Annotated in this window: 20 protein-coding genes and 3 tRNA genes; 11 read left to right on the forward strand and 12 right to left on the reverse strand. The window is 52.3% G+C overall.

Translation table 11 applies throughout. The features are described from left to right. Positions 1 to 38 precede the first annotated feature (38 nt). Positions 39 to 2468 carry a fatty acid cis/trans isomerase gene (locus Q4551_RS04010; RefSeq protein ID WP_303431927.1) on the reverse strand — a complete coding sequence of 810 codons (2430 nt, stop codon included), beginning with the start codon at positions 2466 to 2468 and terminating at the stop codon, positions 39 to 41. Positions 2469 to 2541: 73 nt separating this feature from the next. Continuing rightward, positions 2542 to 3786 carry an MFS transporter gene (locus tag Q4551_RS04015; RefSeq protein ID WP_303431928.1) on the reverse strand — a complete coding sequence of 415 codons (1245 nt, stop codon included), beginning with the start codon at positions 3784 to 3786 and terminating at the stop codon, positions 2542 to 2544. A gap of 184 nt (positions 3787 to 3970) precedes the next feature. Here Q4551_RS04015 and Q4551_RS04020 point away from each other — a divergent pair, with 184 nt between their 5' ends. After that, positions 3971 to 4861 (forward strand): LysR family transcriptional regulator, encoded by an 891-nt coding sequence (locus tag Q4551_RS04020; RefSeq protein ID WP_303431929.1) that lies wholly within the window; start codon positions 3971 to 3973, stop codon positions 4859 to 4861. 78 nt (positions 4862 to 4939) lie between these two features. On the opposite strand, the gene Q4551_RS04025 is transcribed toward Q4551_RS04020, so the two are convergent. After that, entirely contained in the window at positions 4940 to 6403 is a 1464-nt protein-coding gene (locus tag Q4551_RS04025) for a leucyl aminopeptidase (protein WP_303431930.1), read from the reverse strand. A gap of 211 nt (positions 6404 to 6614) precedes the next feature. Between Q4551_RS04025 and lptF the strand changes: the two genes are divergently transcribed. Further along, positions 6615 to 7685: an LPS export ABC transporter permease LptF gene (gene lptF, locus Q4551_RS04030; protein WP_303431931.1), complete on the forward strand. Its 1071-nt coding sequence runs from the start codon at positions 6615 to 6617 to the stop codon at positions 7683 to 7685. After that, positions 7682 to 8746: an LPS export ABC transporter permease LptG gene (lptG, locus tag Q4551_RS04035; RefSeq protein WP_303431932.1), complete on the forward strand. Its 1065-nt coding sequence runs from the start codon at positions 7682 to 7684 to the stop codon at positions 8744 to 8746. The genes lptF and lptG overlap by 4 nt, the downstream gene beginning before the upstream one ends. Positions 8747 to 8765: 19 nt before the next feature. Here the strand turns inward: lptG and Q4551_RS04040 are convergent, their stop codons facing one another. Beyond that, positions 8766 to 9215, reverse strand: coding sequence for an RDD family protein (locus Q4551_RS04040; RefSeq protein WP_303431933.1), 450 nt, complete (start codon positions 9213 to 9215; stop codon positions 8766 to 8768). Between the two features lie 237 nt (positions 9216 to 9452). On the opposite strand from Q4551_RS04040, the gene pdxH reads away from it, so the two are divergent. The 3 genes from pdxH (at position 9453) to Q4551_RS04055 (ending at position 11891) form a co-directional block, all read left to right on the forward strand. Beyond that, positions 9453 to 10091 carry a pyridoxamine 5'-phosphate oxidase gene (gene pdxH / locus Q4551_RS04045; RefSeq protein ID WP_303431934.1) on the forward strand — a complete coding sequence of 213 codons (639 nt, stop codon included), beginning with the start codon at positions 9453 to 9455 and terminating at the stop codon, positions 10089 to 10091. A 436-nt stretch (positions 10092 to 10527) separates the two neighbouring features. Next, positions 10528 to 11574: a YHYH protein gene (locus tag Q4551_RS04050; protein WP_303431935.1), complete on the forward strand. Its 1047-nt coding sequence runs from the start codon at positions 10528 to 10530 to the stop codon at positions 11572 to 11574. Further along, a complete protein-coding gene (locus Q4551_RS04055; protein WP_303431936.1) occupies positions 11571 to 11891 on the forward strand; it encodes a hypothetical protein in 321 nt (106 codons plus the stop codon). Before Q4551_RS04050 ends, Q4551_RS04055 begins: the two co-directional genes overlap by 4 nt. Positions 11892 to 11957: 66 nt before the next feature. On the opposite strand, the gene Q4551_RS04060 is transcribed toward Q4551_RS04055, so the two are convergent. Beyond that, positions 11958 to 12034 (reverse strand) — tRNA-Met (locus tag Q4551_RS04060). A gap of 488 nt (positions 12035 to 12522) precedes the next feature. On the opposite strand from Q4551_RS04060, the gene Q4551_RS04065 reads away from it, so the two are divergent. Continuing rightward, complete coding sequence (locus tag Q4551_RS04065) at positions 12523 to 13218, forward strand: FKBP-type peptidyl-prolyl cis-trans isomerase (RefSeq protein ID WP_303431937.1); 696 nt, start codon at positions 12523 to 12525, stop codon at positions 13216 to 13218. Between the two features lie 62 nt (positions 13219 to 13280). Here Q4551_RS04065 and Q4551_RS04070 read toward each other — a convergent pair whose 3' ends face one another. From Q4551_RS04070 to galU, 4 genes are all read right to left on the reverse strand, one after another. Then, complete coding sequence (locus Q4551_RS04070) at positions 13281 to 13532, reverse strand: hypothetical protein (RefSeq protein ID WP_303431938.1); 252 nt, start codon at positions 13530 to 13532, stop codon at positions 13281 to 13283. A gap of 171 nt (positions 13533 to 13703) precedes the next feature. Continuing rightward, a tRNA-Pro gene (locus Q4551_RS04075) sits at positions 13704 to 13780 on the reverse strand. Positions 13781 to 13790: 10 nt separating this feature from the next. Further along, positions 13791 to 13866, reverse strand: a tRNA-Asn gene (locus Q4551_RS04080). A 154-nt stretch (positions 13867 to 14020) separates the two neighbouring features. Then, positions 14021 to 14854 (reverse strand): UTP--glucose-1-phosphate uridylyltransferase GalU, encoded by an 834-nt coding sequence (gene galU / locus Q4551_RS04085; RefSeq protein ID WP_303431939.1) that lies wholly within the window; start codon positions 14852 to 14854, stop codon positions 14021 to 14023. A 432-nt stretch (positions 14855 to 15286) separates the two neighbouring features. Between galU and zwf the strand changes: the two genes are divergently transcribed. The 3 genes from zwf (at position 15287) to Q4551_RS04100 (ending at position 19346) form a co-directional block, all read left to right on the forward strand. Further along, entirely contained in the window at positions 15287 to 16744 is a 1458-nt protein-coding gene (zwf, locus tag Q4551_RS04090; RefSeq protein WP_303431940.1) for a glucose-6-phosphate dehydrogenase, read from the forward strand. Between the two features lie 10 nt (positions 16745 to 16754). Beyond that, a complete protein-coding gene (pgl, locus tag Q4551_RS04095) occupies positions 16755 to 17456 on the forward strand; it encodes a 6-phosphogluconolactonase (protein WP_303431941.1) in 702 nt (233 codons plus the stop codon). 159 nt (positions 17457 to 17615) lie between these two features. Then, the gene (locus Q4551_RS04100; RefSeq protein ID WP_303431942.1) at positions 17616 to 19346 is read left to right on the forward strand and encodes a sugar phosphorylase; all 1731 of its coding nucleotides are present in this window, start codon (positions 17616 to 17618) and stop codon (positions 19344 to 19346) included. Between the two features lie 47 nt (positions 19347 to 19393). On the opposite strand, the gene Q4551_RS04105 is transcribed toward Q4551_RS04100, so the two are convergent. From Q4551_RS04105 to Q4551_RS04115, 3 genes are read right to left on the reverse strand one after another with little or no spacing between them, the layout of a single operon-like run. After that, positions 19394 to 20611, reverse strand: coding sequence for a glycosyl transferase (locus Q4551_RS04105; RefSeq protein ID WP_303431943.1), 1218 nt, complete (start codon positions 20609 to 20611; stop codon positions 19394 to 19396). 11 nt (positions 20612 to 20622) lie between these two features. Then, on the reverse strand, positions 20623 to 21435 hold the full coding sequence (locus Q4551_RS04110; RefSeq protein ID WP_303431944.1) for a mannosyl-3-phosphoglycerate phosphatase: 813 nt from the start codon (positions 21433 to 21435) through the stop codon (positions 20623 to 20625). Between the two features lie 22 nt (positions 21436 to 21457). After that, complete coding sequence (locus Q4551_RS04115; protein ID WP_303431945.1) at positions 21458 to 22384, reverse strand: hypothetical protein; 927 nt, start codon at positions 22382 to 22384, stop codon at positions 21458 to 21460. 366 nt (positions 22385 to 22750) lie between these two features. Here Q4551_RS04115 and Q4551_RS04120 point away from each other — a divergent pair, with 366 nt between their 5' ends. Beyond that, complete coding sequence (locus Q4551_RS04120) at positions 22751 to 23608, forward strand: prephenate dehydratase (protein ID WP_303431946.1); 858 nt, start codon at positions 22751 to 22753, stop codon at positions 23606 to 23608. Positions 23609 to 23798: the final 190 nt, after the last annotated feature.

The raw sequence follows: 23798 nt of genomic DNA on the forward strand, positions 1-23798 counted from the left end.
GCTGTCGGGTCTGGCAGAACGGGAAACCACCGCATGGCTCAGCGATTTTCCAGTCGATTATAATCCAGGATACCGGCCCGGATCGGCCATTGCTGCTGATACAGCTGGCCAATGGCATCGCTGACCGCCCAGAATGTCGGGTTACTGCGACGTACTCCAAAGCGGTCGAGCAGGGCACTGTAATCATCCGCTGCCTGCATGTCAGCGATCTGTTTCACCAGTTCAGGCAAGGCTGATTCTTCGACGCTGAACAAGACGTTGGGGTAGTCGCCCACGGCACCACGGGCCAGGGTCAGGGTGTCTTCTGCAGGCCGTAAAGCGCTTTCTTCCGCCAGTAAACTGGAAATATTGGCATGGGCACGGTTATGCACCAGGCTGATCAGTTCCACTGGCTGCTGTTGGCGGGTGATCAATACCAGACTGAGTTCCGGTAACAGGTGCAAGCCTTTGCCTTGCAATTTTTCCAGGCCGTTCAGGGTGGTGATGGCTGAATCCGACAGTGGCCCGGATGACAGGTGATAGCTCTGGTTCAAGACCGGTGACAGTCTGTCGGCCAGTAAACGGTACAGCTCGGTTTTGGGCTGGTTGGTCTGATAGTCGATGGTGCTGTCGGCATCGAAGCGGATCAGGTCACTGAAGATATAATCCTTGATCGTGGTGCTGGTATCGCGATACCAGTGGCGACGTACTGTCTCACGCTCTTGCTGTGGCAATAGCAGCAGAAAGTTCATTTCCCCTTCCATCCGCAAAAAATCCATATACAGCCGGGTGACCAGCTGATGCCCAACATTGCCGTACACATCAAATCCGGCAACCAATAGATAATGGATACGTTCCAGTAATGGGTAATCAATCAACCAGGCGGTCTTGGGCGGCTGGCCCAGCAGTCCCTGTACCACGGTGGCGTTATCAAAGTGGCGCATTACTGTCAGGGCTGCATTGGGGTTATTGATGCCAGCCTGTTGGTCGCCATCCCATACCAGTTGTGTATCCAGCAATATATTGTTGTCTTGCATTTCCTGGCGCATAAACCGGGACTTGGCACTGAGGTATTCTTTTTGCTGGTCGGAAAAGGAAATCCAGGAACTGATAGGCAAGCTGTTGCTGCTGTTCTTGGCGGGTAAATCGAGATGATGCGCCTGGCTCTTGAGAAAATCGGAAGCATCGCTGTCGTAGTGGCGGTCGGGGGTGACGAAGAACACCCAGAACTGCTCGTTAATAACGTTCACTGCCACCTGACCATGGCAAACCGGCCCCTTGATAAAGGCCATGATGGTTTCCAGCGAGTGTTCCAGTAAAAAGCGATAGCGGCTATCCGTCGGAATATCCTGAAAAGTGATAAAGGGATTGGACGCTTGTTTTTCATCATATCCGGGTAAGGACTCGACGGTGTAAGAGGGTTGGTAAAACAGCTTATGCCAAGTGTCCCAGCGAGCCTCATTCAGGCGGAAAGGGATATGGGTTTTGGCGACTTTGGATTCCTGGTCAACCACCAGGCGGTAATAGGGGGTGGCGACGCCAGGGTCATCATAAGGTCGGCGGGTGGCGATAATATCCACAGGTTCGCCCGGGGCGGTCCGGGAGCGCACCAGATGAAAACGGGTACTGCTGTCATCACCCAGATACAGGCTGTAAAGATAAATATGTTCATAAATATAGCGGTTGATCAGTGATTGCCGCTTGTAGTCGTCGCTATCCGGGTCACCATGGGCATTGAAGCGTTGTTCCCACTGCTGCAGCTGGTGTTGCAGATTGCCATTCAAGGGGGTTGGCCGCGGTAGCAGGCCACCCCGTTGAATCCACTCGGCCAGGGTTTTGTACTCACTGTCGGACAAGGCGGGTAAACCGTAGGGCATGCCCCAGTCTGGGTACTGGCTGGCAAAATCAGAGTATTGCTCGGCGGTTGGACACTGTTGATCCCGTGACAGCTTGAAGTCGTAACTGTCGGGTAATACAGCCTGATCGGGAGCTGGCTGCGCCTGGCGCAAGGCAAGGGCGCGGAACAGTACACTGGCATGAAGATTGGCGTCGCTGGTATTACGCCGTTCATTCAATACCGGCTGGAAGCCTTTCTCGCGCCATTCTGCGGTGCTTTGAGCATCCAGATACAAGCGTTTTGGGGCCGTTGCCAACAGGCGTGTGCCATCGTAAACCGGCTCTGGGTGAAGACCTCGGTCAATACCCAGAGGGGAGGTCAATTTCAGCTGGCACGGCGCGTCATAACAGGCGTGACAGTGAACACAGCGTTGTTCCAGTATTGGCTCGACGTGCTGGTGGTAGTGTCGGCCTTCGTAGCTGTCGGCATCGACCCAGCGGGTTTTGGGCGCTGACTCGCCAAACACATCATCAAATTGTTGGCTGGCAAATACCGCGCAGCCTGTACTCGCGGTGACGATTACCCATAACAACAGCTTGAGGGTCAATCGGGTACGTGCGGAGGCTGACCGATTGGCCGTTCGAATTGTCATAGGCGCTCTGTGGGGTTCGATAGGAGAGTAATTCTGATCATATCGAATCTTGTTGTCAGAGTCAGCGAATGACTTATGACACGGACTGGCCATCCGGCTGCAGCGGAGTCCCCGGATTGACCGCTGGCTGACGGGCTTGTTGCTGGTTGTGCAAGTACTTCAGGCGAGCAGCCAGTGACAGAGTGACAGCCAGAATCAACCAGGAGCCAAGGACAACACCCAACCAGTATTGCCATTGCCAGAACTGGTTGAGGTACACCCCGCCGGTGCTGGCACCGAGGTAATAACACACCAGATACAGCGAGCTGGCGCTGGCCTTGGCGTGTTTGACGGTACGACCAACCCAGGCGCTGGCGCTGGAGTGGGCAAAGAAGAAACCAAAGGCATTCACCAGAAACCCGAAAATAATCGTCGGCAGCGATGGATACAGGGTAATCAGGCTGCCGACCATCAGCAGGCCACTGCCGACCATCATGCAGTTAGGCTGGCCGTAGCGGCGGCTGAACTTGCCAGACAGCATCGAACCCCAGGTACCACTCAGGTAAGTCAGGAACAACATACCCAGAAACTGCGGTGACAGCTGGTAGGGATCGTCTTCCAGCACAAAGGTAATAAAACTGTACTGGTTGATAAAAACAAAGAAGTTCAGGCCTCCAAACAGAAAGGCGGGCAGCAGCAGCGGATTACGCAGATGCGACACGATATCCCGTCCCATGGATGGCAAGTTGAACGGCCGGGGGGTAAACCGGCGCGGTGGAGGTAATAACCAGGCAACCAGCATCCAGGTACACAAGCCAACCAGGCCCACAAGCAGAAAGGCGTTACCCCAGCCCAGGTGTTCACCGGCAAAACCACCCATCAGGCGACCACCAATGCCCCCCAACGAGTTGGCCGCGATATATAAGCCAATGGCAGACATCAAGGCATCAGCCTCAAATTCATCGGCCATGTAGGCCACGGCAATGGCCGGCAAACCGCCCAGAAACAGCCCTTGCAAGCCACGTAACCAGAGTAACTGCTCAAAGGTCGTGACCTGGCTGATCACCAGTGTGGTGGCGGCGACACCGCACATACTGCCAATAATCAGCCCTTTGCGGCCGATCACATCGGATAGTGGCCCATAGATCAATAACGACAATCCCAGTGTCAGCGTCGACAGCGTCAGGGTGTAACTTGCTTGCAGCGGTGTAACGGCAAATTCTGTCGCCAGCATTGGCAGCAATGGCTGGGTCACATACAGGTTGGAAAACACCATAAAGGAGCCAAGGCACAAGGCGATGGTGATTCGCCACCAGGCGGCGGTACCATTTTTGATCATGAGGGGTCTCGCTATAAGAAGAAGCAGAACAGCAAAACCACTATAAAAGGTTGTATCGCATCATAAAAATATATGTTTTATATGAATTAAATCAAAAATAGTTATGAGTTGAGCCGGTGACGATTTATAACAACGGAAAAATGATGACTTTGAATCAGAGTAGAAGCAGAAAGGAGAAGGGTCCATGGACTATAAGGCGCTGAGTTATTTTTATGAAGTGGCACGGCAGCAGAGCTTCACCCGGGCTGCGGACCGGCTGCAGGTGGCTCAACCTGCTGTCAGTATGGCAATCAAACGTCTGGAGCAGCAATTACAGCTGACCCTGTTTCACCGCCACGAGCGCCAGATATCGTTAACCGATGAAGGTGAGTGTTTGTTCGCCCAGGCCCAGCGTATCGTACAGATGATGTCTGATGCCGACCTGGAAATGGCAGAACTGCGAGGACTGGAACAGGGAGCGGTACAGTTAGGTACGCCGAGCATGCTGGGTTCTTATCATTTTCCTCCGATTATCATGGCGTTCCGGCATCGTTATCCGAACCTGACGTTTTCTGTTTACGAAGGTGGTGCCTGGCAGTTGCAGCAAATGCTGGAAAAAGGGGAGCTGGATCTGGCGGTGATCGAAGCGGAAGAAATCCCCGACAGCATCGAAGCCCGTACCTTGATGCATGAAGAAATGCGCGTTGTGGTGGCCAAGGATCATCCGTTTGCCAGTCGCACCGCAATCACTCCGGCGGAATTCCTGCAAGAAGATCTGGTGCTGTTTCGTAAAGGTTACTTTCACCGCAAGGTGATTGACCGCCTGGCCGAAGAGTCGGCTATTCAGCCGCGGATTAATTTTGAAACCAACCTGTTGCCACTGATTCGCTCTATCGTCAAACAGGGGTTTGGTATTTCGACGTTGTTACGGATGGCCACGGAAGATGATCCGGAGTTGGTGACGCTGTCGTTTGATCCGCCCATTGTGCTCGATCTGTGTCTGGCCTGGCGTAAGGATGGTTATCTGTCAAAAGCCAATCAGGCCTTTGTGGATTTTGTGCTGGATAATAGTCCGGCGTCGGGACATGCAGAATAGTTTTGCTGGCGATATATAGAGGGGTATCTGGGCAGGCCGGGAGTGCCCACCGTGAGGTGCACTCCCGGAACTGAATATTTATTTATTCAGCAAGTAGTTTACCAGCAGGCTGACCGGGCGACCGGTAGCGCCCTTGGCTTTACCACCAACCCAGGCGGTGCCAGCAATATCCAGATGCGCCCAAGGGGTGCCTTCCGTAAAGCGTGACAGGAAACAGGCAGCGGTGGTTGCGCCAGCGAGCGGGCCACCAATGTTGGCGATGTCGGCAAAGTTGGAGTCGATCAGGTCCTGATATTCTTCTTCCAGCGGCAAACGCCAGACCTTGTCGTTGCTGTACTGTGCCGCGGCTTGCAGCTGCTCGGCCATGGCTTCATCTGTGGTGAACAGGCCGGAGTTGACCTCGCCCAGAGCGGCCATACAAGCACCGGTGAGGGTGGCGATATCAACGATGGAAGCGGGCTGATAATTGTCGATACCGTAGGTCAGGGCATCACACAGCACCAGCCGTCCTTCGGCGTCGGTGTTGAGAATTTCGATGGTTTTACCGGACAGGCTGGTGACGACATCGCCGGGCTTGCTGGCGTTACCGGCAGGCATGTTTTCTGCGCTGGTCACGATAGCCAGTACGTTGATCTTGGGTTTGAGGGTCAGAATGGCTTTCATGGTGCCAAGCACAGAGGCTGCGCCGCACATATCGTATTTCATCTCGTCCATTTTCTGGCCAGGTTTCAGGCTGATGCCACCGGTATCAAAGGTAATGCCCTTGCCCAGAATCATGTGCGGTGCTGCGGTTGGGTCGTCGGCCCCCCGGTATTGCATAACGATGATTTTGCCCGGCTCGGTGGAGCCTTTGGAAACCGAGACAAATGCACCGGCGCCCATTTCTGCCAGTTGGTCTTCATCCAGAATGGTGGTTTCGAGCGCCTGGTCCTGGGTCAGGGTGACGGCATTTTCAGCCAGCCAGGTTGGTGTGCAGATATTCGGTGGCATATTGGCCAGCTCTTTGGCAAAGCTGATCCCCGTGCCAATGGCTGCCCCTTTACTGAAGGCTGCTGAAACATCGTCACCAAGCCAAATCAGGGTGTCGGGTGATTTTGCTTCGGCGTCGCTGCTGCTTTTGGTGGCGGTGAAACGGTATTGCGCGGCGGCATAGGCGATTGCGGTCTGTTCCGCCAGCCAGGCTTCGGTCAGTACGTCGGTTGTCAGTGACGTCAGTGCCAGAGCAATATCGCCGCCGATGCGGTTCGTGGTATTGGCAATGGCTGCCAGAACTTTTTGGGCACTGGCGGGTTTCAGTGTTTCTTTACCAGTACCAACCAATAATACGCGGCTGGCCGTAATGCCGGAAACTGCAGGTAGCAGCAGTGTTTCTGCCAGTTTGCCGGAGATATCGCCCTGTTCAAAACGCTGGCTGATAAAGCCCTGGCTGGCTTCGTCAAGTTGCAAGGCTGTGTCAGACAGCTTGCCTGACTGGTCGAGAGTGACCACAATACAGCTCGCCTGGGTCTCGGTGGCAGTTTGTTGGGATACCTGATAAATCATGTCAGCTCCTGGCGGAAACATTGAGTGGCGAACGATGGCCGGGTTGATTCGCAGCGTGTCGTTCTGAATGGTTAGTCACTCTATAATGTGACGTCATATTCCTGAAATACAAGTGCGGCGCGGATAACAATACATTTTGCTGTCGTTGCAGAGCACCCTGTCTCTGGGTATGGTGCGCGGCTTTGCCGCGGTTCAATCAAGGTCTAGTCTTTTGATCATATTTCGTTATCTGGCCAGGGAACTGGCTGGTTCGTTGTTTGCAGTGACCATCGTGTTATTGATGATTCTGATGAGTGGTCGGCTGATTCGTCAGCTGGCGGCCGCTGCAGCCGGTGAAGTCTCGCTGGATATTGTGTTTTTCACACTGTTATTACGCCTGCCATCGTTTCTCGAAATGATTTTACCGCTGGCACTGTTTATCTCAATTTTACTGACTTACGGTCGTCTGTACGCTGAAAGTGAAATGACGGTGCTAACGGCAACCGGCTTTTCAAGCAACCGGTTATTGGCGTACACCGCGGCACCGGCGTTTGTCTTGATGCTGGTGGTGGGCAGTTTCAGCCTGTATCTCAGCCCAAGCGGTGCTGAAAAGATGGAAAGCCTGTATGAAAAACAGGCGCAGCTGACGGAGTTTGAGTTACTGGCCCCTGGTCGCTTCCAGAGTATGAAAGGTGGCAGTCGGGTGACGTATGCGGAGTCGTTGTCGGATGATAAAACCGAGATGAACCGGGTATTTATTACCGATGGCAACAGCCTGCTGCTGGCACAAAAAGGTACCCAGTATGTCAGTGACGAAACCGGCTCCCGTTATCTGGAATTACACGATGGCAAACGTTACGACTGGACACCAGGCAGTCTGGCGTTCGAGGCGCTGGATTTTGAACTGTATGGCGTCAAGATTGCGGAAGAGCTGGAAGAACGGCGCCAGTTACGTAAAGAAGCGGTGCCAACCCTGGCACTGTTTGGTTCCGACGACCCCAAACACCAGGCCCAGCTGCAGTGGCGTATCTCGATGGTTCTGATGGTGCCTATCATGACCTTGCTGGCGGTGCCTTTGTCGCGGGTGAATCCTCGCCAGGGCCGGTTTGCCCGGCTGTTTCCGGCCATTGTGCTGTTTATGGTGTACATCTCCTTGTTGATTGCCATGAAGGGCATGCTGGAAAAAGGCCAGCTGAACCCAAACATTGGGTTGTGGAGTTTGCATCTGGTGTATCTGATGATCGCTCTGGGGTTACTGCTGGTGCCTGAATGGATGCGCCGCTGGCGGGTGAGGTCATTATGAATCGTATCGATCGTTATGTTGCCCACAATGTGCTGATTGCAACCCTGATTGTGGCTCTGGTCATTGTGGGTCTGGACGCTATTTTTACGCTGGTGGATGAACTGGATCAGCTGAAAGGTGAATACCAGTTTGCTGATGCACTGCAATTTATGGGTATTCGCTTGCCGCGGCGCCTGTATGAATATATGCCGATGGCCTGTCTGATTGGTTGCCTCGCTGGTCTTGGTGGCATGGCGGCCAACAGTGAGCTGACGGTGATGCGGGCAGCCGGTGTATCTGTGGGGCGTATTGCCCTGGCGGTCATCAAGCCGATGATGCTGCTGATGGTGCTGAATATGGCGCTGGCTGAATATGCGATTCCGGTGCTGGAGCGGATTGCGCAATCACAAAAGGCGGTGGCGCAAGGAAAGGGCGATTTGCTCTCAAACAAGGGCAAGGGCTATTGGCACCGGGAAGGCAATACTTTTATGCGCTTTACGGCGGTTGAACCCAATGGCGTGTTACATGGCATTACCCTGTTTGATTTTGACGATGACAGTAACCTGCAGCGTATCCGTTCCGCCGAGCGGGCGATTTATCAGCGTTCCAGCTGGCAAATGCAAACCGTGGTCGATATGACCATCAGCGCTACCGAAACCCGTCAATTACAACTGGACAGCATGGACTGGCAAACTGAGCTGACGCCACAAAGCCTCAGTGTGGTAATGATCGAGCCTCGGGATATGTCGATATCCAATCTGTTCAGCTATACCCGTTATCTGGAAAAGCAGGGCCTGAATGCTGATAACTATCTGTTGTCATTCTGGCGCAAGGTCACTCAGCCGCTGGGGACTCTGGCACTGGTGGTACTGGGGATTTCCTTTATCTTCGGGCCGCTGCGAGCGGTCACACCCGGTTATCGGATTTTTTCCGGCATTCTGGTTGGGTTGATGTACAAATACGCGGAAGAATTATTGGCACCTGCCAGTATTGTGTTCGGGTTTGAACCTGTGTGGGCCAGTGTGGTGCCAATCGCCGGCTGCATGGGAGTGGGGCTGCTGCTGCTGCGTCGCACCGGATAAACCGGTGCTGTTGTTCCGCTTATTTCCCTGTTTTCGGGATAAACACAATACGGGTCAGCGAGGCCATGTCATGCCAGCTGCGGCCGCGGGTATCGAGCAGTGACCAGAAAAATCCCAGTCCGAACACCGCCAGCGAGAAAAACCCAATGCCTGTGCGTAACATGCAGTGGGACAACTTGACGGGCTTGGCATCTTCAGTAATCAGTTTGAGGCGCCAGGCTTTCATGCCAATACTCTGGCCACCACGGCGCCAGGATGAGCTGAAATAAAAGAAACTGATACAGAACATTACCGACAGGTTGACCGAGGCAGGAAAAGCCCCGGGCGGTTGTCCATCGTTGGCAGCGGTCGCAATACCTACCAGCACAAAACCAGTCACAATATAGAGCGCCAGCAATACCAGGCCATCATAGGACAGGGCTGCCAGGCGGCGTATCAGGGATGCAGTCGGGTAGTTCTGGTCTGACATGATGGTGCTCTTTGGGTTGGCTGGGTGTGAGTCGAAGTGAGAGGTCAGTACGTATTCTCAGCTGACCGGCAAAACCGGGCAAGAATGGTAGCAGATTTGTCCAGAGCTGGCTTTGATGGCGACACGTCAATGCAGAGTGGTTGCCAGGGTGACACACTGCTGCTGACGGTACATCTGACAAATAGTAACGGTCACGTTAAAAGTGCCGGTTTGAATCATTATCGGAGTAAATAGAATATGGTTGATCTCAGTGACATTCGCAAGGAATACACGCAAGGACGACTCGACGAGTCCAAAGTGGCTGAGCACCCGGTGACGCAATTTCACGCCTGGTTTGAGCACTACCGTACCACCGTGCCGGAAGAGCCGACGGTGATGACGGTCGCCAGTGTGGATGCGCAAGGTCAGCCCTGGCAACGCATCCTGTTGCTCAAGTCTTACGATGATGACGGCTTTGTTTTTTTCACCAATTATGAAAGTAACAAGGGCCGCCAGTTTTCCCATAACCCACGAGCCAGCCTGCATTTTTTCTGGATGACGGTGGAACGTCAGGTGCAGGTGCAGGGAGAGGTCGTGCCAATGAGTCGGGAAGAAGCACAAGCCTATTTCCACTCCCGTCCACGTGAAAGCCAGTTGGGTGCCTGGGCATCGCAACAGAGCCAACCGTTGGCCAGCCGCTCCGAACTGGAAACCCGCTTTGCCCAGTTAAGTGTGGAATACCAGGACAAGGAAATTCCGTTACCAGATTACTGGGGTGGTTATCGGTTACAGCCTTCACGCATGGAATTCTGGCAAGGTGGCGAGCATCGTTTGCACGATCGGGTGGAGTACGTGCTGCAACAGGGGGGCTGGAAAATCCAGCGACTGAACCCTTGATTCCCTCAACAGAGCTGCATAAAAGCGGCTCTGTTTGCCGCTTTTATATCCGGCTGATATCGGCCGGTATCTTTTTTAATGCCACAACCAATGCCTGGTCATCATAGGTAGCGGACTATTCGTTGGTTGATCAATAGCGTTAACCTGCTTTATGGTGCAATCGTCGGTTTGAATATGACGCATTAGTATCTGATGTCGATGATATAAAGATCGATCATGTTATTTTTTTGTTTTCTGTAATTCGATGATTTTCCCGGTGTTCTGATTCAGGTTTCTTGTGCGGATTACTGGCATTGTCTACTTTTCTGATGGTGTGTTCAGCTTTACCTTGAAGTGTCAGGAGTCTGTATATTCAAGTGTGGTTATTACAGGGATGACATAGGATGCACTTTCTTGAGACTGGCATTTCAGCGCATTATTTCGAAAGAGGGAATCCATGAAAACCGAATATGTTATCCCGCTGTTGTTTTCCGGCACGTTGGCCCTGGCGGGCTGTGGTAGCAGTGACGACAGTGAGGTCGTTGATACCACCGACGATTCTGACAGCTCTGTTGATATCGAAGATGATGATGTTGCCGACGTTGACACTTCTTATTTTGATCTGGCCTCTCTGGACTCGATCGAAGTGGTTGAATGTACTCTGTCCAACAACGAGAGCAGTACCTGTTATCAGATAACGGTAAAAGGTTTTCCGGCAGATCGTAGTGAAATAGGGCCATTTTGTCCGGAAGTGATCACAGCAACAGCAGAAGATGCCGGGAAATGGTTTGACGATGGCGTGCTGTATGATTTGACCGGTGAATTTATTGCCAATCTGGATGAATTTTATAATGACAATAACTGGCTGCTATATGACGAAGAGAGTGGTGAAGTCAATATAACCGATACGCAGACTTCGTGCGAGGCAGCAGCCGTTGTGGATGTTGCTGAGGAATACCATAACTACTGCGTCCAGTGTGATCTGGATTATTACAGTGATGTTGAAGGTGAAGGTATTTATAGCACATATCTGATCCCTACCACGCCGGTCGTTCGGGATAGCGCAGGCGATATCGACGGTGAAAACGTTGGTGTGGCGTTTAATGGCGTTAATCTGGCCGCTGCTGCACCTGCTGAAGTTATTCTCAGTGCGTACACCATTGCCGCATTCGACGACTGCGTGGGTCATGTGAATCCGGTTGCGGGCTATCACTATCACGGCGCCAATCATGGCGATGGCGACTGCCCGGCGATTGCTTTTGAAAGTGATGGCCATGGCGGTGCCTTTGCCTATGCCATGGACGGCTTTGTGATCTACAGTATGCTGGATGAAGAGGGCAACGAAGCCACTGATCTCGATGAGTGCCGTGGCCATACCGATGACGTGCGAGGTTACCATTACCATTCTGCCGGGCCGGGTGAAAATGCCTTTATAGGCTGCTTTACCGGAGAGACAGCCAGCGCCGATGATGATAACGAAATGGATGAGAGGCCTGGCCGATGAACAGATGGCATTCTAACGTATGTTACCTGGCCGGGCTGATACTGGTGCTCTCTGTTTTACCTGTGGCTGCGCACGAAGGGCATGGGGATGAACTGCCCTGGGAAGCCTGTCAGGCGTTGGAAAAAAGCGCTCAATGTGCTTATACCAACAGCCATGGCGATGTGTACCGGGGAACCTGCAGAGTGTTTAGCGGTGGACTGATGTGTGTGAGAAACCAGCCAATTATCCATGGTGAGGTGCAACAGACGGATAGCCATAAGGATTATGATGCCTTGCATCAGGGGGCCAGCGAGTCAGGCACAGGCGAAGGCTTGTAGGCCGGGAGAGAGCTGGAGGCATAAAAAAGGCCTGTCAGTATTAAGCTGACAGGCCTTTGGAATTAGTGGTAGCTATGGACGGACTTGAACCATCGACCCCAGCATTATGAATGCTGTGCTCTAACCAACTGAGCTACATAGCCACTGCACTCTTGATGCGATCCAACAGATGGAGGCGCTGTCTCGATCAAGTGGCGCGTATTATGCCAGTGTAATATTTTCTGTCAAATATTTATTTGCGATTTATTTCAACGGTTTAGCCTGGAGTGGGTGTTCATTGGTGATGGCCCGGTCTGGTGCAATTTGAGCAAGAGTAGGGGTTTTCAGGCTGGACAGGCTTCCTTGGCTGTGGGAGGCTTCGCAACCGTAATAAATACTCGTTTTTTATGAGCAAGTGTTTGGCTATTCTGGTTTGTCTGGCGATATCGTCAGTCTTGTTCTGGCGGCGGCGTGTGATCGATGAATGTCGGTAGGTTCATGTGGCCTCTGCAATATCAGAAACGACGTCTGGCAGTTCTTGTAATCAGCGCGGCTGGGTATCTTTACAGTGGTTCGATTATGCAATAATTGAAACTTTTCGATTGTATGGTTGCCAGTCCAGCATTCATTTCAATAAACGTGAGAGACAAGCATGAGTTTTATTAAATCAGTACCTGTCGTATTGGCGGGTACTCTGTTGTTGGCCGCATGTGGTCAGGAGGAAGTTGTGAAATTGGAAAACCACATTGACCAGGCAAGTTATGGCGTGGGTCTGAATATTGGTCGCCAGTTGTCTCAGGAAGATGTTGAAATGAACGCCGAGGCCATTGCAGCAGGTATCAAGGATGCGCTGTCAGAAGCGGATCAGCGTATTCCTGATGAAGTGATTCAGGGTGCTTTTGAAAAAATCCGTGAAGAGCAAATGCGCAAACAAGAAGCTCTGGGTGATGCGGTTGCCAAGGCAGGAGAAGAATTCCTGGCTGAGAACGCTGCCAAAGAGGGTGTAACTGTCACCGACAGCGGCTTGCAGTATGAAGTGATGACTGCTGTTGATGGTGATGCAGCACAACCGACTGCAGCGGATACCGTCAGTGTTCATTATCACGGTACTTTGATTGACGGTACTGTGTTCGACAGCTCTGTTGAGCGTGGCGAGCCTGTTCAATTCCCGCTGGGTAATGTTATTCCGGGTTGGACTGAAGGCGTACAGTTGATGAAAGTGGGTGAAAAATTCAAGTTCTTCATTCCTGCTGAATTGGCTTACGGCGCACGTAGCCCAAGCCCTAAAATACCAGCCAACTCTGCACTGGTATTTGAAGTTGAATTACTGGAAATTGTTGCTGAGTAATCAGCAGGCAGCCAGTCAAAAAAGTCGCTTCTGGCGGCTTTTTTTATGCCTGTTTTTTGGTATCAGGAGAGTTGGTTGTCTTCCAGTATTATTTCTTCGACTGGTTCTGGTTCCGGCAGAGAGATATAGCCTTTCAGATCGGACAGCGTCTGTTTGGCCCTGCGTTTGAGTAATTCATCACTGGTGAACTGGTGGCCACAGTGTCGGCAAGTCAGCTGCTGACTGTTGATCAGGCTGTGGAGGGTATGAGCGGTATTGGCACCACACTCGTGGCAAGGGACGGGATATTGTACAGATCGGGCCAGACGAGTCATGTTTTGCCACCGCGCTATCGCATTAAAATTATTGGAATGTGGCGTTGTAGGCTAATAGAAAAGTATGAAGATAAGAAGGCTCATTTGTTGTATCTGGCACTTTAAAGTGTAAAGGATTGCATAATGCAGATATGAGCTGTATTTGACCAACCAGGAGAACCCTGAAAAAGTTGGTCGGGGTAGAGAGATTCGAACTCCCGACATCCTGGTCCCAAACCAGGCGCGCTACCAGACTGCGCTATACCCCGAAGTGTTAATTGGCTCCCCGAGCTGGACTTGAACCAGCGACCAATAGATTAACAGTCTACTGCTCTACCAACTGAGCTATCGGGGAACTTCTCAACAGCGAGACGTATAATACGGATGGGTTATGTTGCTGTCAATGCTATTTTTGAAATTAGTTTCGCTGAGCTATCAAGGCATGACTGGCTCGTGCGTTTTCAGTTGTTCCCGGCGGAGCCGAAGCTCGCCAGGACAACGGGTCGGTCTTAGTCTTTCAGGAATACATTCTGATAGACGTAGTTGGTTGCTTCAACAAAACCATCGATGCTGCCACAGTCAAAGCGGCGGCCACGGAATTTATAGGCGATAACCTTGCCTTCCTGGGCCTGTTTCAACAGGGCGTCGGTGATCTGGATTTCGCCATTGATACCACTGCCAGTCTCTTCAATTTTAGGGAAGATGTCTGGAGTAAGAATATAGCGGCCAATGATTGCCAGGTTGCTTGGTGCTTCTTCCTTGGCTGGTTTTTCAACCATGTTGCTGACGCGGTAAACACCAGGCTCGATTTCTTCACCGGCAATGACGCCATATTTGTGAATGGTTTCTTCTGGCACTTCCTGGACTGCGACAACAGAGCAGCCATATTTTTCATGAATCTTGACCATTTGAGCCAACACGCCTTCATCACCTTCGTCGGCGATACAGAGGTCGTCTGCCAGTACAACACCAAAGGCTTCGTTACCCATCAGGTATTGACCGGTCAGGATGGCGTGACCCAGACCTTTCATTTCATTCTGGCGGGTATAAGCAAAATCATTTTCATTCATCAGATTGCGAATTGATGAAATCAGGGCTTCTTTGCTGGTGCCCTGGATTTCATGCTCGAGTTCATAGCTGATATCAAAGTGATCAGCGATTGCCCGCTTGCCACGACCAGTGATAAATCCCATGAAATGCATACCAGCTTCGCTTGCTTCTTCTGCGCCGTACTGCACCAGGGGTTTGTTAACAATAGGCAGCATTTCCTTAGGCATGGCTTTGGTAGCCGGAAGAAAGCGGGTACCGTAGCCGGCGACTGGGAATAAACACTTGCGAACCATATTCGATCCTTCTTATTAGCAATTAAACAAAAATTTCCGTGAACACTAGAGCGGGTATATGTCATTTGTGCGACATATCACAGATGTTCCACTGATCATGTCCCAAAGGTAACCAATTGTAAACGATATGTCTGTCGGGATAACCTTGGCATTGATCTGATGTGTCACGGTTTGCAGTGGAGAGGCGGGATGCAGATGCCATGCCTGATTGCAGGCGTTGTGAATATATCGGCACGATTGGCAACGAATAAGTCTTGATAGTGAATCGACCGAAGTGGTCATTTCCGGCAGGTATTTCATGCTTGGTTGCCGCATTGCAATCAACTTGTGGCACTCTGCTTATATGTTTGGTGCAGCCGCTGCTTTTTCTGATTATCAGCTGAAGCGGCTGTGATTCTGGTTTTCATTGGACAGACAGAGCTTGGAGGATATATGCAGATCAGCGCACCGTTTGAATTGGTACTTTTTGGGGGCATGGGCGATCTGGCCCAACGCAAGCTGTTGCCAGCACTCTACCTGTTGCAACGGGATGGTCGCTTGCCTGAAGGTAAAATCATCTCGGTAAGTCGCCGGGATATTACTCACGATGATTACGTTGAGCAGGTCCGTAAGGCGGTGACAACACATGTCGCCAAGGAATACCTCGAAGAAGCCGTTTGGCATGAATTTGCCAGCAAGCTGCTGTGTGTCAGCCTGGATGCAACCGATCCGTCGTCCTATCAGGTGCTGAATGACGTACTGGTTCAGGGCAGCGCTAACCGGGTATTTTATCTGGCCACCGGATCGGCCTTGTTCACCCCGATCTGTAAAGGACTGCAGCAAAACAACTTGCTTGAGTCGTGCACCAATGTGGTGCTTGAAAAACCGATCGGGCACGATCTTGAATCGGCGCTGGCAATCAATCGTGCAGTGGCCGAATACGTCGATGAATCACATATTTATCGGATTGATCACTATCTGGGCAAAGAAACCGTACAAAATCTGCTGGTTTTGCGGTTCGCCAACTCACTGTTTGAATCCCAGTGGAACCATCAGTATATCGATCATATTGAAATCACGATCGCAGAGACAATCGGGGTGGAAAAACGGGCCGAGTTCTACGAGCAAGTCGGAGCCATGCGCGACATGTTCCAGAATCATTTGCTGCAGCTGCTGTGTATTGTGGCGATGGAACCGCCGTCAAAACTGGAAACCGACGCGGTTCGTGATGAAAAAGTCAAAGTGCTCAAGGCTCTCCGGCCAATTGTTGGAGAGGCCATCAATCGTAATGTCGTGCGTGGTCAGTACGACGCCGGTGTTGCGGATGGCCAGCCCGTACCGCCTTATCGCGCCGAGCCGGGTGTTCAGCAAAAAAGTAATACTGAAACCTTTATCGCTGCCAAGGTCGAAATTGATAACTGGCGTTGGGCGGGCGTGCCGTTTTATTTACGTTCCGGCAAACGATTGGCGGAGCGGGCCTGTGAAATTGTTGTCAGTTTCAAGGAAATCCCGCACTCTATTTTTCCGTTACAGCACAAGAGCACCATGGCAAACAAACTGGTGTTCCGCTTGCAGCCGGATGAAGGTGTCCGGTTGATGTTGTGTGAGAAACGGGTCGGGCCGGGTATGAGTGTACGGCCAATGAACCTGAGTCTGAATCCGGCAAACCACCGTAAAACCCGGGTTCCCGAAGCCTACGAACGTCTGTTGTTTGATGCCTTGAGTGGTAACGCGACCCTGTTTTTACGGGATGATGAACTGCAAGAAGCCTGGCGCTGGGTAGATCCTATTATTCAGCATTGGCAAGAAGTGGATCTGCGCCCTGAGCCCTATACATCGGGCACCTGGGGACCGGCGGCATCGACCTTGCTGCTGGCCAGGGATGGACGCTTGTGGATCGAAAACAGCTAGGAGTGCATGTATGAGCGACAATCGATTTGACTCCGCCAGTATTCTGGCAAAACAGTTAGCCGATGCGGTCAGTCTCTGCCTGAAAGAGCGGGTTGCGCAAAAAGGCAGAGCCTGTCTGGCCGTGAGTGGTGGTAACACCCCGAAAGCCTTTTTTGAAGAACTGGGCAAGCGGGCGTTGCCCTGGTCCCAGATTCTGGTGACATTGGTGGATGAACGCTGGGTTGATGAAAGTGATCCGTCCAGCAATGCCGGCCTGGTCAAGGCGCATTTACTGCAAGGCCCGGCTGCTGCCGCGTATTTTTTACCCCTGAAAAATGCAGCCCTGACGCCGACTGCCGGTTTTATGGACTGTGAAAACAGCCTGCATGAGCAAATTTCGCGGCTGGATGTAGCGGTACTGGGGATGGGAACCGATGGTCATACGGCATCCTGGTTTCCACAGTCAGCCGCATTGGAGCGATGCCTTGATGAAGGTGGTTCAGCCTGGAGCTCGCCAGTCGTTGATGCTGAGCTGGAACTGCCCCGAATGACCCTGACCTGGGCGATGTTAAGCCAGTGTCAGAATATATTCTTACACTTTGAAGGGGCGGAAAAACAGGCTGTCTTCGAGGCTGCCTGTGATCCTGGCCAGCAGCAAAATATTGCCGCCATGCCGGTTCGTACCTTGTTATATCAGTCTCAAGTGCCGCTGAGTATATTTCGAACGCCTTGAAAGGAAGAGGCGGCCGGGATTTTTTGAGGGGTGCAGGAGTGATTGTCTTTTCTCTCTGTATCTTTTTCCTCTCTTGGCTGGCTTCCGCCCCGCTCGTGCCATTACGGCATAAAAATGGCAGTGAATTCAGTCTATTGCGACAGTTAACCAGGAAAGTATATGTCAAATGACCTGATCACCAGGCTTACCAGACGTCTCCAGAAGATTTATCTCGATGCCACTGTAGCAGCCGACACCGCGGCTGATCTGGAGCGTTTGTGCCTCAAGTTTCTGGAAGGCCGCAAGAGCCAGCCGGGAGAAATGACCAATGGACAACGCTGGAGCCAGGAAGACGTTATCCTGATCACTTACGGCAACAGCATCCAGCAGGCGGGGGAGGTGCCATTCCAGACTCTCAGCCGTTTTCTCAAGGACAATGTGGCAGACACCTTGAATGCGGTACACCTGCTACCATTTTCGCCCTACAGTTCGGATGATGGTTTTTCCGTGATCGATTACCGTCAGGTCAACCCTGACTGGGGCAACTGGGAAGATGTTGCCAGTATCGCTGAAAACTTCGATCTGATGGCTGACCTGGTGGTGAACCATTGTTCGCGAGAGAGTTTGTGGTTTATCGATTATGTCGCTAACTGCGAACCTTACAGTGACTATTTTATCGAGGTCGAAATCGGTACCGATGTGTCCGGGGTAACACGACCACGTAATACACCCTTGCTGACGCCGGTACATACCCACCGGGGTGTTCGCCATGTCTGGGCGACCTTCAGTGAAGATCAGATTGATCTCAACTACGCCAACCCCAAAGTGCTGGTTGAGATGATGAACATCATGCTGTTTTACGTCGAGCAGGGTGCCCGTTTTGTACGGCTGGATGCCATTGCCTACTTGTGGAAACAGCTGGGTACCAACTGCATCCATTTGCCGCAGACCCATGAAGTCGTCAAGTTGATGCACGATATCGTCGAAGCAGTAGCCCCTGAAGTGGTACTGATAACCGAAACCAATGTGCCGGTTGCCGAAAATCTCAGTTATTTTGGTGATTCGGATGAAGCGCATATGGTGTATCAGTTTGGCTTGCCGCCGTTGGTCTTACACGCGCTGAATCGGGGGAAATCTGACTATCTGGCTGATTGGGCCAGCAAGATTCCACCGCTGCCGGAAGGCTGCACCTATCTTAATTTTACTGCCTCCCATGACGGGATTGGCGTGCGTCCGGTAGAGGGCATCCTGCCGGCTCATGAAGTTGAAAACCTGATTGAATGCATGCACAAATTTGGTGGTTTCGTCAGTATGAAGGCGAATCCGGACGGCACGGAAAGCCCCTACGAAATCAATATTGCCCTGTTTGATGCCTGCATGGGAACCCGTCGTGGCCCGGATCACTTCCAGGTGCCACGTTTCCTGTGTTCCCAGGCCATCATGCTGGCGATGCAGGGGATTCCGGCGGTGTATATTCACAGCCTGACCGCCAGTCCAAATGATCTGGCCCACGTGGAGCAAACCGGCCGTACGCGCTCGATCAACCGCCGTATCTGGAATTGTGAAGAGCTGGAAACGCTGCTGAACAATCCGGTAACCCCCCAGGCCGAGATCTTTAATCGGTTACGGCAGATGATCCGGATACGTCGACGTCAGCCAGCGTTCCACCCTGACGCCCGTCAGGAGGTGATTCGTATCAACTCTGACCTGTTTATTATTAAACGCAGCTGTGGTGACCGCGGCCAGACCGTTTTTGCTATCTCCAACGTCACGGAGCGCAAAATGGCGTTGCCACTGGCGAGTCTGGGGTTCCTGGTCTTGGGTATGACAGATTTGCTGGAAGAGGAGGCCGGACCACTAGGAGATACTCTGACTCTGAAGCCGTATCAGACCGTGTGGCTCACCAGTTGAAGCAAGCGTCGCTGGTGAGTGGTTGACTCACCAGCGACGTCGTGTTGTCAGGACTGGATATTATCTTCCTCAACGGCTTCGTAAAGACGATCGAGAATATCCGGGATGGCGGAAATAACGCGATTCCAGCTTGGGATAAACGGAGTTTCCATTGGGTTTTCGAGGAAATAATCACCGGCAGACATAATATTCTCTGCAAACAGTTCGACCGCGGCCTCTTCCTGGTGGCGGTCCAGTGTCAAACCGTTCATCAGAGCATCGTTGTAGTAGGTTTCAACAAAATCCAGTGCGACCCGGAAATAGGTTGCCTTGATGGTGCGGAAGGTTTCGTTGGTGAAAACCTCGCCCTGGGTGGCCAGTTTGCGGAAGATAGCCTTGCAGATATCGGTACTCATTTTGGAGAGGCCCAGCGCTGAATCCTCTGCTGACAGTGGTTGATGCTTGTGATCATAATTGTCACAAATATCCACCTGGCAGAGACGATTGGTGCTGTAATTGCGGTTCATCTCAGACAGCACACCAATTTCCAGCCCCCAGTCGGTCGGAATCCGAAGGTCATTCAGGACGTCGGCGCGCATCGAAAATTCACCCGACAATGGGTAGCGAAAGCTGTCGAGAAAATCGAGATATTCCTTTTGCCCCAGCACTTTTTTCAGCGCTCGAATCAGTGGCGTAACCAGCAGTCGGCTGACACGGCCATTCATTTTGTTGTCTGCAATACGGGCGTAATAACCTTTGGCAAATTCGTAGTTGAAGGCCGGGTTGGCGACCGGATAAATCAGTCGGGCCAGTAAGCTGCGATCGTAGGTGACGATGTCGCAATCATGCAGGGCAACGGCTTCTGCCCGACCGGATGCCAGTACATAGCCATAGCAATACCAGACGTTGCGACCCTTGCCCATTTCCTTGGGGGCCAGGCCTTTTTCTTCCAGTAAGGAATTGATTTTGCGCAGCCGTGGACCATCATTCCAGAGCACGCGATGGTGTTGCGGCAAACGGGAAAACTCATCTTTGGCGTGTTGGTATTCAGACTCATCAGCCTGATCGAGACCAATAACAATCTCGTTGAGATAAGGGACTTCACTGATTTCGTCAATGATATGGCCAAGAGCAGGGCCTTGAAGTTCAGAGTAAAGCGAAGGCAGTACCAGGGACATCGGACGTACGCGGGAAAAGCTCAGCAGTTCTTTTTCCATTTCTTCCAGTGGACGATCAACCAAGTTGTGCAGGGTGGTGATTGTTCCATTCTGGTAAAAGTCAGCCATGACCAGGCTCCTTATGATAATTGTTCTAATAATGTGAGTATTTCAGTATTCCAGCCCGCTGGCCCTTTGTGGGCCGCCGTTCTGGCGGAGGGATGCTGCAGTGTCAGGGTCTGGTTTTCGCCCGGAATAACGATCGGATAATCGGCAGCTTCCAGCATGGCACGATCATTTTCGCCGTCGCCCAGCGCGGCAACCTGTGGCGTGAGCTGCCATTGGTGTTGGTAATACTGACGGAAAAAATCCAGTCCGCTGGCTTTGTTGGTGGTACCCATGACGTGGTAAAAACGGCCACCTTTGGTGAGTGTCAGCTGATACTCGGCCAGCCGCTGGCGGAAGCGTTCGAGGGCTTCGTCGCTGTCGTGCCAGAGCAGTGGCTCAGAGGCTTGCCGTTTTTTGGCCAGCCAGGCGTTGTCTTGCGACAATCCGGTCATGGCCGCCACTTCCGTGGCCGGCATATCGTTAAACCCGCGAAAATGAAAACCTTCGTGCTGCAGTTGATGCAGGGCTTTGAGGATATCGACATAGCTGACACCAAGCACTTCGCTGTTAAAGCCTGTGGCATCGGGTTTGGGGATATGGATAACGCTGCCGTTTTCACAGACAAACGGATAACGGTTGTCCAGTTCGTGGCGCAAGCCACTGACTTCGTCACAGGTTTTGCTGGTATTAAACAGCACAGGAATATGCAGGGCCCGCAGGCGTTTCAGTGCAGGCAGGGCTGCATTGGCACTGTAGTTGTGGTGATCGAGCAGGGTTCCATCAAGGTCGGTCATCACGACCAGAGGTACCGTCGGAATGTCGCATTGGCTGGTATTGCTTGACATGACGCGCTCCCGGCAATAGTAATCAATGGATGTGGTTAACGGCGTGCTGGTTGTTCAGTTCCAGTACCAGATCAGCATGCCCAGGCAAATCACGCAAGGCATTTTCGGTCAAACGCTGATAATGCTGGATAAATCGTACCAGTCCAGCGTGATCAAGTCCCCGATCGTGTTGTCCTTTGGCGTGCTTGCGGTTTTCAACTTCCTGCTGGCCGCGCCAGTTCAGTACGGCTTGCATGCCGGGGACTTTCAGCATGACCAGACGATCCATCATGGCAAACCAGTCGGCGTAGTCCTTGGCCAGGCGCTGGTTGACCCAGCGGCGCCATTGGCCGTCGGTGTCTTCCGTTGCTTCGAGCTGGTTGGCGGGTTCATCCAGCTGGCTGTCCTCGACGGCATGACAACCAACACACCAGCCTTCAAACAGAATCAGGTCAACAGGGCCAACAATCTGGTGCCAATCGGATGCTGGCAAACGATCGTCCGAAACCTTGTCGAAGGCTGGAATGGTCAGACACTGGCCAGGCTCCAGTTGTTTCAGATCGGTAAACAACTGGCGACCCAGGGTGGCATCGTGAGTGCCGGGAACCCCCCGTGTGGCCAGTAATGGGTGCACTGACTGGCCTAATTGCTGACGCTGATCATGACCGAGGTAAAGGTCGTCAATGGAGACGATGACACAGTTCCAGCCCAGCGCGGCTTTGTATAAGCTGGCCAGGGCCTGGCTCAGGGTCGATTTGCCGGAACCCTGGCCACCATGAATGCCGATGACCGGAACACCACCCAGTTCATTTTTTTGCTGCGCCACCCAGGTGGCGACGGGTAGCCAAACATCAGGCCATTGTTTCAGCCAGGGCTCTGGTAACGACTTTAACGCGGAATAATTACTGGCGAAGGTGGTGCGGAGGTGTTCATCAAGAGGTCGTGTTCCGGGCCAGAGTGTGGTGGTCATGATAGTCCTCGCAAGTCGGTCATGCGCTGCTGAAGCCGCGTATTAAGGTTGGCCTCTATCGCGGGTTTATGCTGATATATCAGAGGCTTGCTGTATGCTTTGTAGCAGAGACCGTGCCAGACTACATGTCAAACTGGCCAATGTATGAACTTTGGTTCCAGTTGATAGTAAAGCCCCGTACTGACCGATGGTCAGCGTGACATCTTGCTGGTGGGGCGAGAGTGGGTCGGTTGGCGGCCTCACTATTTCAGAAAGTATTGTAATTTATTGGTGCATAATGCGCTCTTTTTTGGTGCTTGTGTTTTTTGTTGGTGCAAACCACTTGATTCAGCGGTTATCGCTGTAGTGGGAATTCAGGAGAACGTCATGGCTGGCCGTGTTGCTTATCAAGGGACTGCGGGTGCCTATTCTCACCTTGCGTGCAGCCGGGTATTTCCGGATTGGGAAGCGGTTGCTTGTGAAGATTTCCAGGCCGCGCTGGAGCTGGTCAGTGCTGGTCAGGTTGACCGGGCAATGATCCCGCTGGAAAACTCGACCGCAGGTCGGGTTGAGGAAATCTATCGAATTATTCCGCGCACGCGCTTGTGCGCAATTACCGAGCATTTTGAGCCGGTCAATCACTGTTTGCTGGCATTACCAGGGGTGCAGCTTATGGATATTGAGTCGGTGGCTTCGCATCCCCAGGCGCTGGCTCAGTGTCATCAGCGTATTGTGAATCTGGGGATGAAAGCGGTGCCGACCATGGACACCGCCCAGGAAGCCGAGGATCTCTCAGCCAGTGGTGATCGCCATCGAGGGGCAATTGCATCGGCCTTGGCGGCTGATTTGTATGGCCTGGAAGTGGTGCATGAAAACTTTCAGGATGTGATGGGTAATACCACTCGTTTTCTGGTGTTTGCCCGGGAACATCAGCACGAAATACGACAGCCGGATATCACCTATATCACCAGTGTGTTATTTACCGTCCGTAATATTCCAGCGTCGCTTTACAAGGCATTAGGCGGATTCGCCACCAACAGTATTAACCTGTTGCGGCTGGAAAGTTATATGGATGGCGCCAGTATGGAAGCCAGTCTATTTCATGCCGATATCCTTGGACATCCTCAGGAGGCCAATATGCAATTGGCTTTGAATGAGCTGGAATATTTTGCCCGGGATATTCGTATTTTTGGTATTTATCCATCCCATGCTTATCGCGATCAGCTGTTTGCCGGTCAGCGTTAGGGGGCATCTATTTAATCCGGTGCTCACTCTGGGCTACCGGATGGTTTCGAATCACGAAGCTGACTTGCAGGCCTGACGGGTCAAGTCAAAAGTCGGCGACACCGAGTCGAGATCATCCGGCAGCCCCCGAAGGGCGCGGGTTGCCGCCGTCCAGTGCGGTGTTGACGAATTTGAAAAGGACTCGTCATTT

It is taken from the genome of Oceanobacter sp. 5_MG-2023 (assembly GCF_030548165.1).
In the GTDB taxonomy this organism is placed as follows: Bacteria; Pseudomonadota; Gammaproteobacteria; order Pseudomonadales; family Oceanobacteraceae; genus Oceanobacter.

Excerpts from the sequence above, each read along its gene's own strand:
- Q4551_RS04010 (WP_303431927.1), bottom strand. The coding sequence starts at position 2,468 with ATGACAATTCGAACGGCCAATCGGTCAGCCTCCGCACGTACCCGATTG.
- Q4551_RS04015 (WP_303431928.1), bottom strand. The coding sequence starts at position 3,786 with ATGATCAAAAATGGTACCGCCGCCTGGTGGCGAATCACCATCGCCTTG.
- Q4551_RS04020 (WP_303431929.1), top strand. The coding sequence starts at position 3,971 with ATGGACTATAAGGCGCTGAGTTATTTTTATGAAGTGGCACGGCAGCAG.
- Q4551_RS04025 (WP_303431930.1), bottom strand. The coding sequence starts at position 6,403 with ATGATTTATCAGGTATCCCAACAAACTGCCACCGAGACCCAGGCGAGC.
- lptG (WP_303431932.1), top strand. The coding sequence starts at position 7,682 with ATGAATCGTATCGATCGTTATGTTGCCCACAATGTGCTGATTGCAACC.
- Q4551_RS04040 (WP_303431933.1), bottom strand. The coding sequence starts at position 9,215 with ATGTCAGACCAGAACTACCCGACTGCATCCCTGATACGCCGCCTGGCA.
- pdxH (WP_303431934.1), top strand. The coding sequence starts at position 9,453 with ATGGTTGATCTCAGTGACATTCGCAAGGAATACACGCAAGGACGACTC.
- Q4551_RS04050 (WP_303431935.1), top strand. The coding sequence starts at position 10,528 with ATGAAAACCGAATATGTTATCCCGCTGTTGTTTTCCGGCACGTTGGCC.
- Q4551_RS04055 (WP_303431936.1), top strand. The coding sequence starts at position 11,571 with ATGAACAGATGGCATTCTAACGTATGTTACCTGGCCGGGCTGATACTG.
- Q4551_RS04065 (WP_303431937.1), top strand. The coding sequence starts at position 12,523 with ATGAGTTTTATTAAATCAGTACCTGTCGTATTGGCGGGTACTCTGTTG.
- Q4551_RS04070 (WP_303431938.1), bottom strand. The coding sequence starts at position 13,532 with ATGACTCGTCTGGCCCGATCTGTACAATATCCCGTCCCTTGCCACGAG.
- galU (WP_303431939.1), bottom strand. The coding sequence starts at position 14,854 with ATGGTTCGCAAGTGTTTATTCCCAGTCGCCGGCTACGGTACCCGCTTT.
- zwf (WP_303431940.1), top strand. The coding sequence starts at position 15,287 with ATGCAGATCAGCGCACCGTTTGAATTGGTACTTTTTGGGGGCATGGGC.
- pgl (WP_303431941.1), top strand. The coding sequence starts at position 16,755 with ATGAGCGACAATCGATTTGACTCCGCCAGTATTCTGGCAAAACAGTTA.
- Q4551_RS04100 (WP_303431942.1), top strand. The coding sequence starts at position 17,616 with ATGTCAAATGACCTGATCACCAGGCTTACCAGACGTCTCCAGAAGATT.
- Q4551_RS04105 (WP_303431943.1), bottom strand. The coding sequence starts at position 20,611 with ATGGCTGACTTTTACCAGAATGGAACAATCACCACCCTGCACAACTTG.
- Q4551_RS04110 (WP_303431944.1), bottom strand. The coding sequence starts at position 21,435 with ATGTCAAGCAATACCAGCCAATGCGACATTCCGACGGTACCTCTGGTC.
- Q4551_RS04115 (WP_303431945.1), bottom strand. The coding sequence starts at position 22,384 with ATGACCACCACACTCTGGCCCGGAACACGACCTCTTGATGAACACCTC.
- Q4551_RS04120 (WP_303431946.1), top strand. The coding sequence starts at position 22,751 with ATGGCTGGCCGTGTTGCTTATCAAGGGACTGCGGGTGCCTATTCTCAC.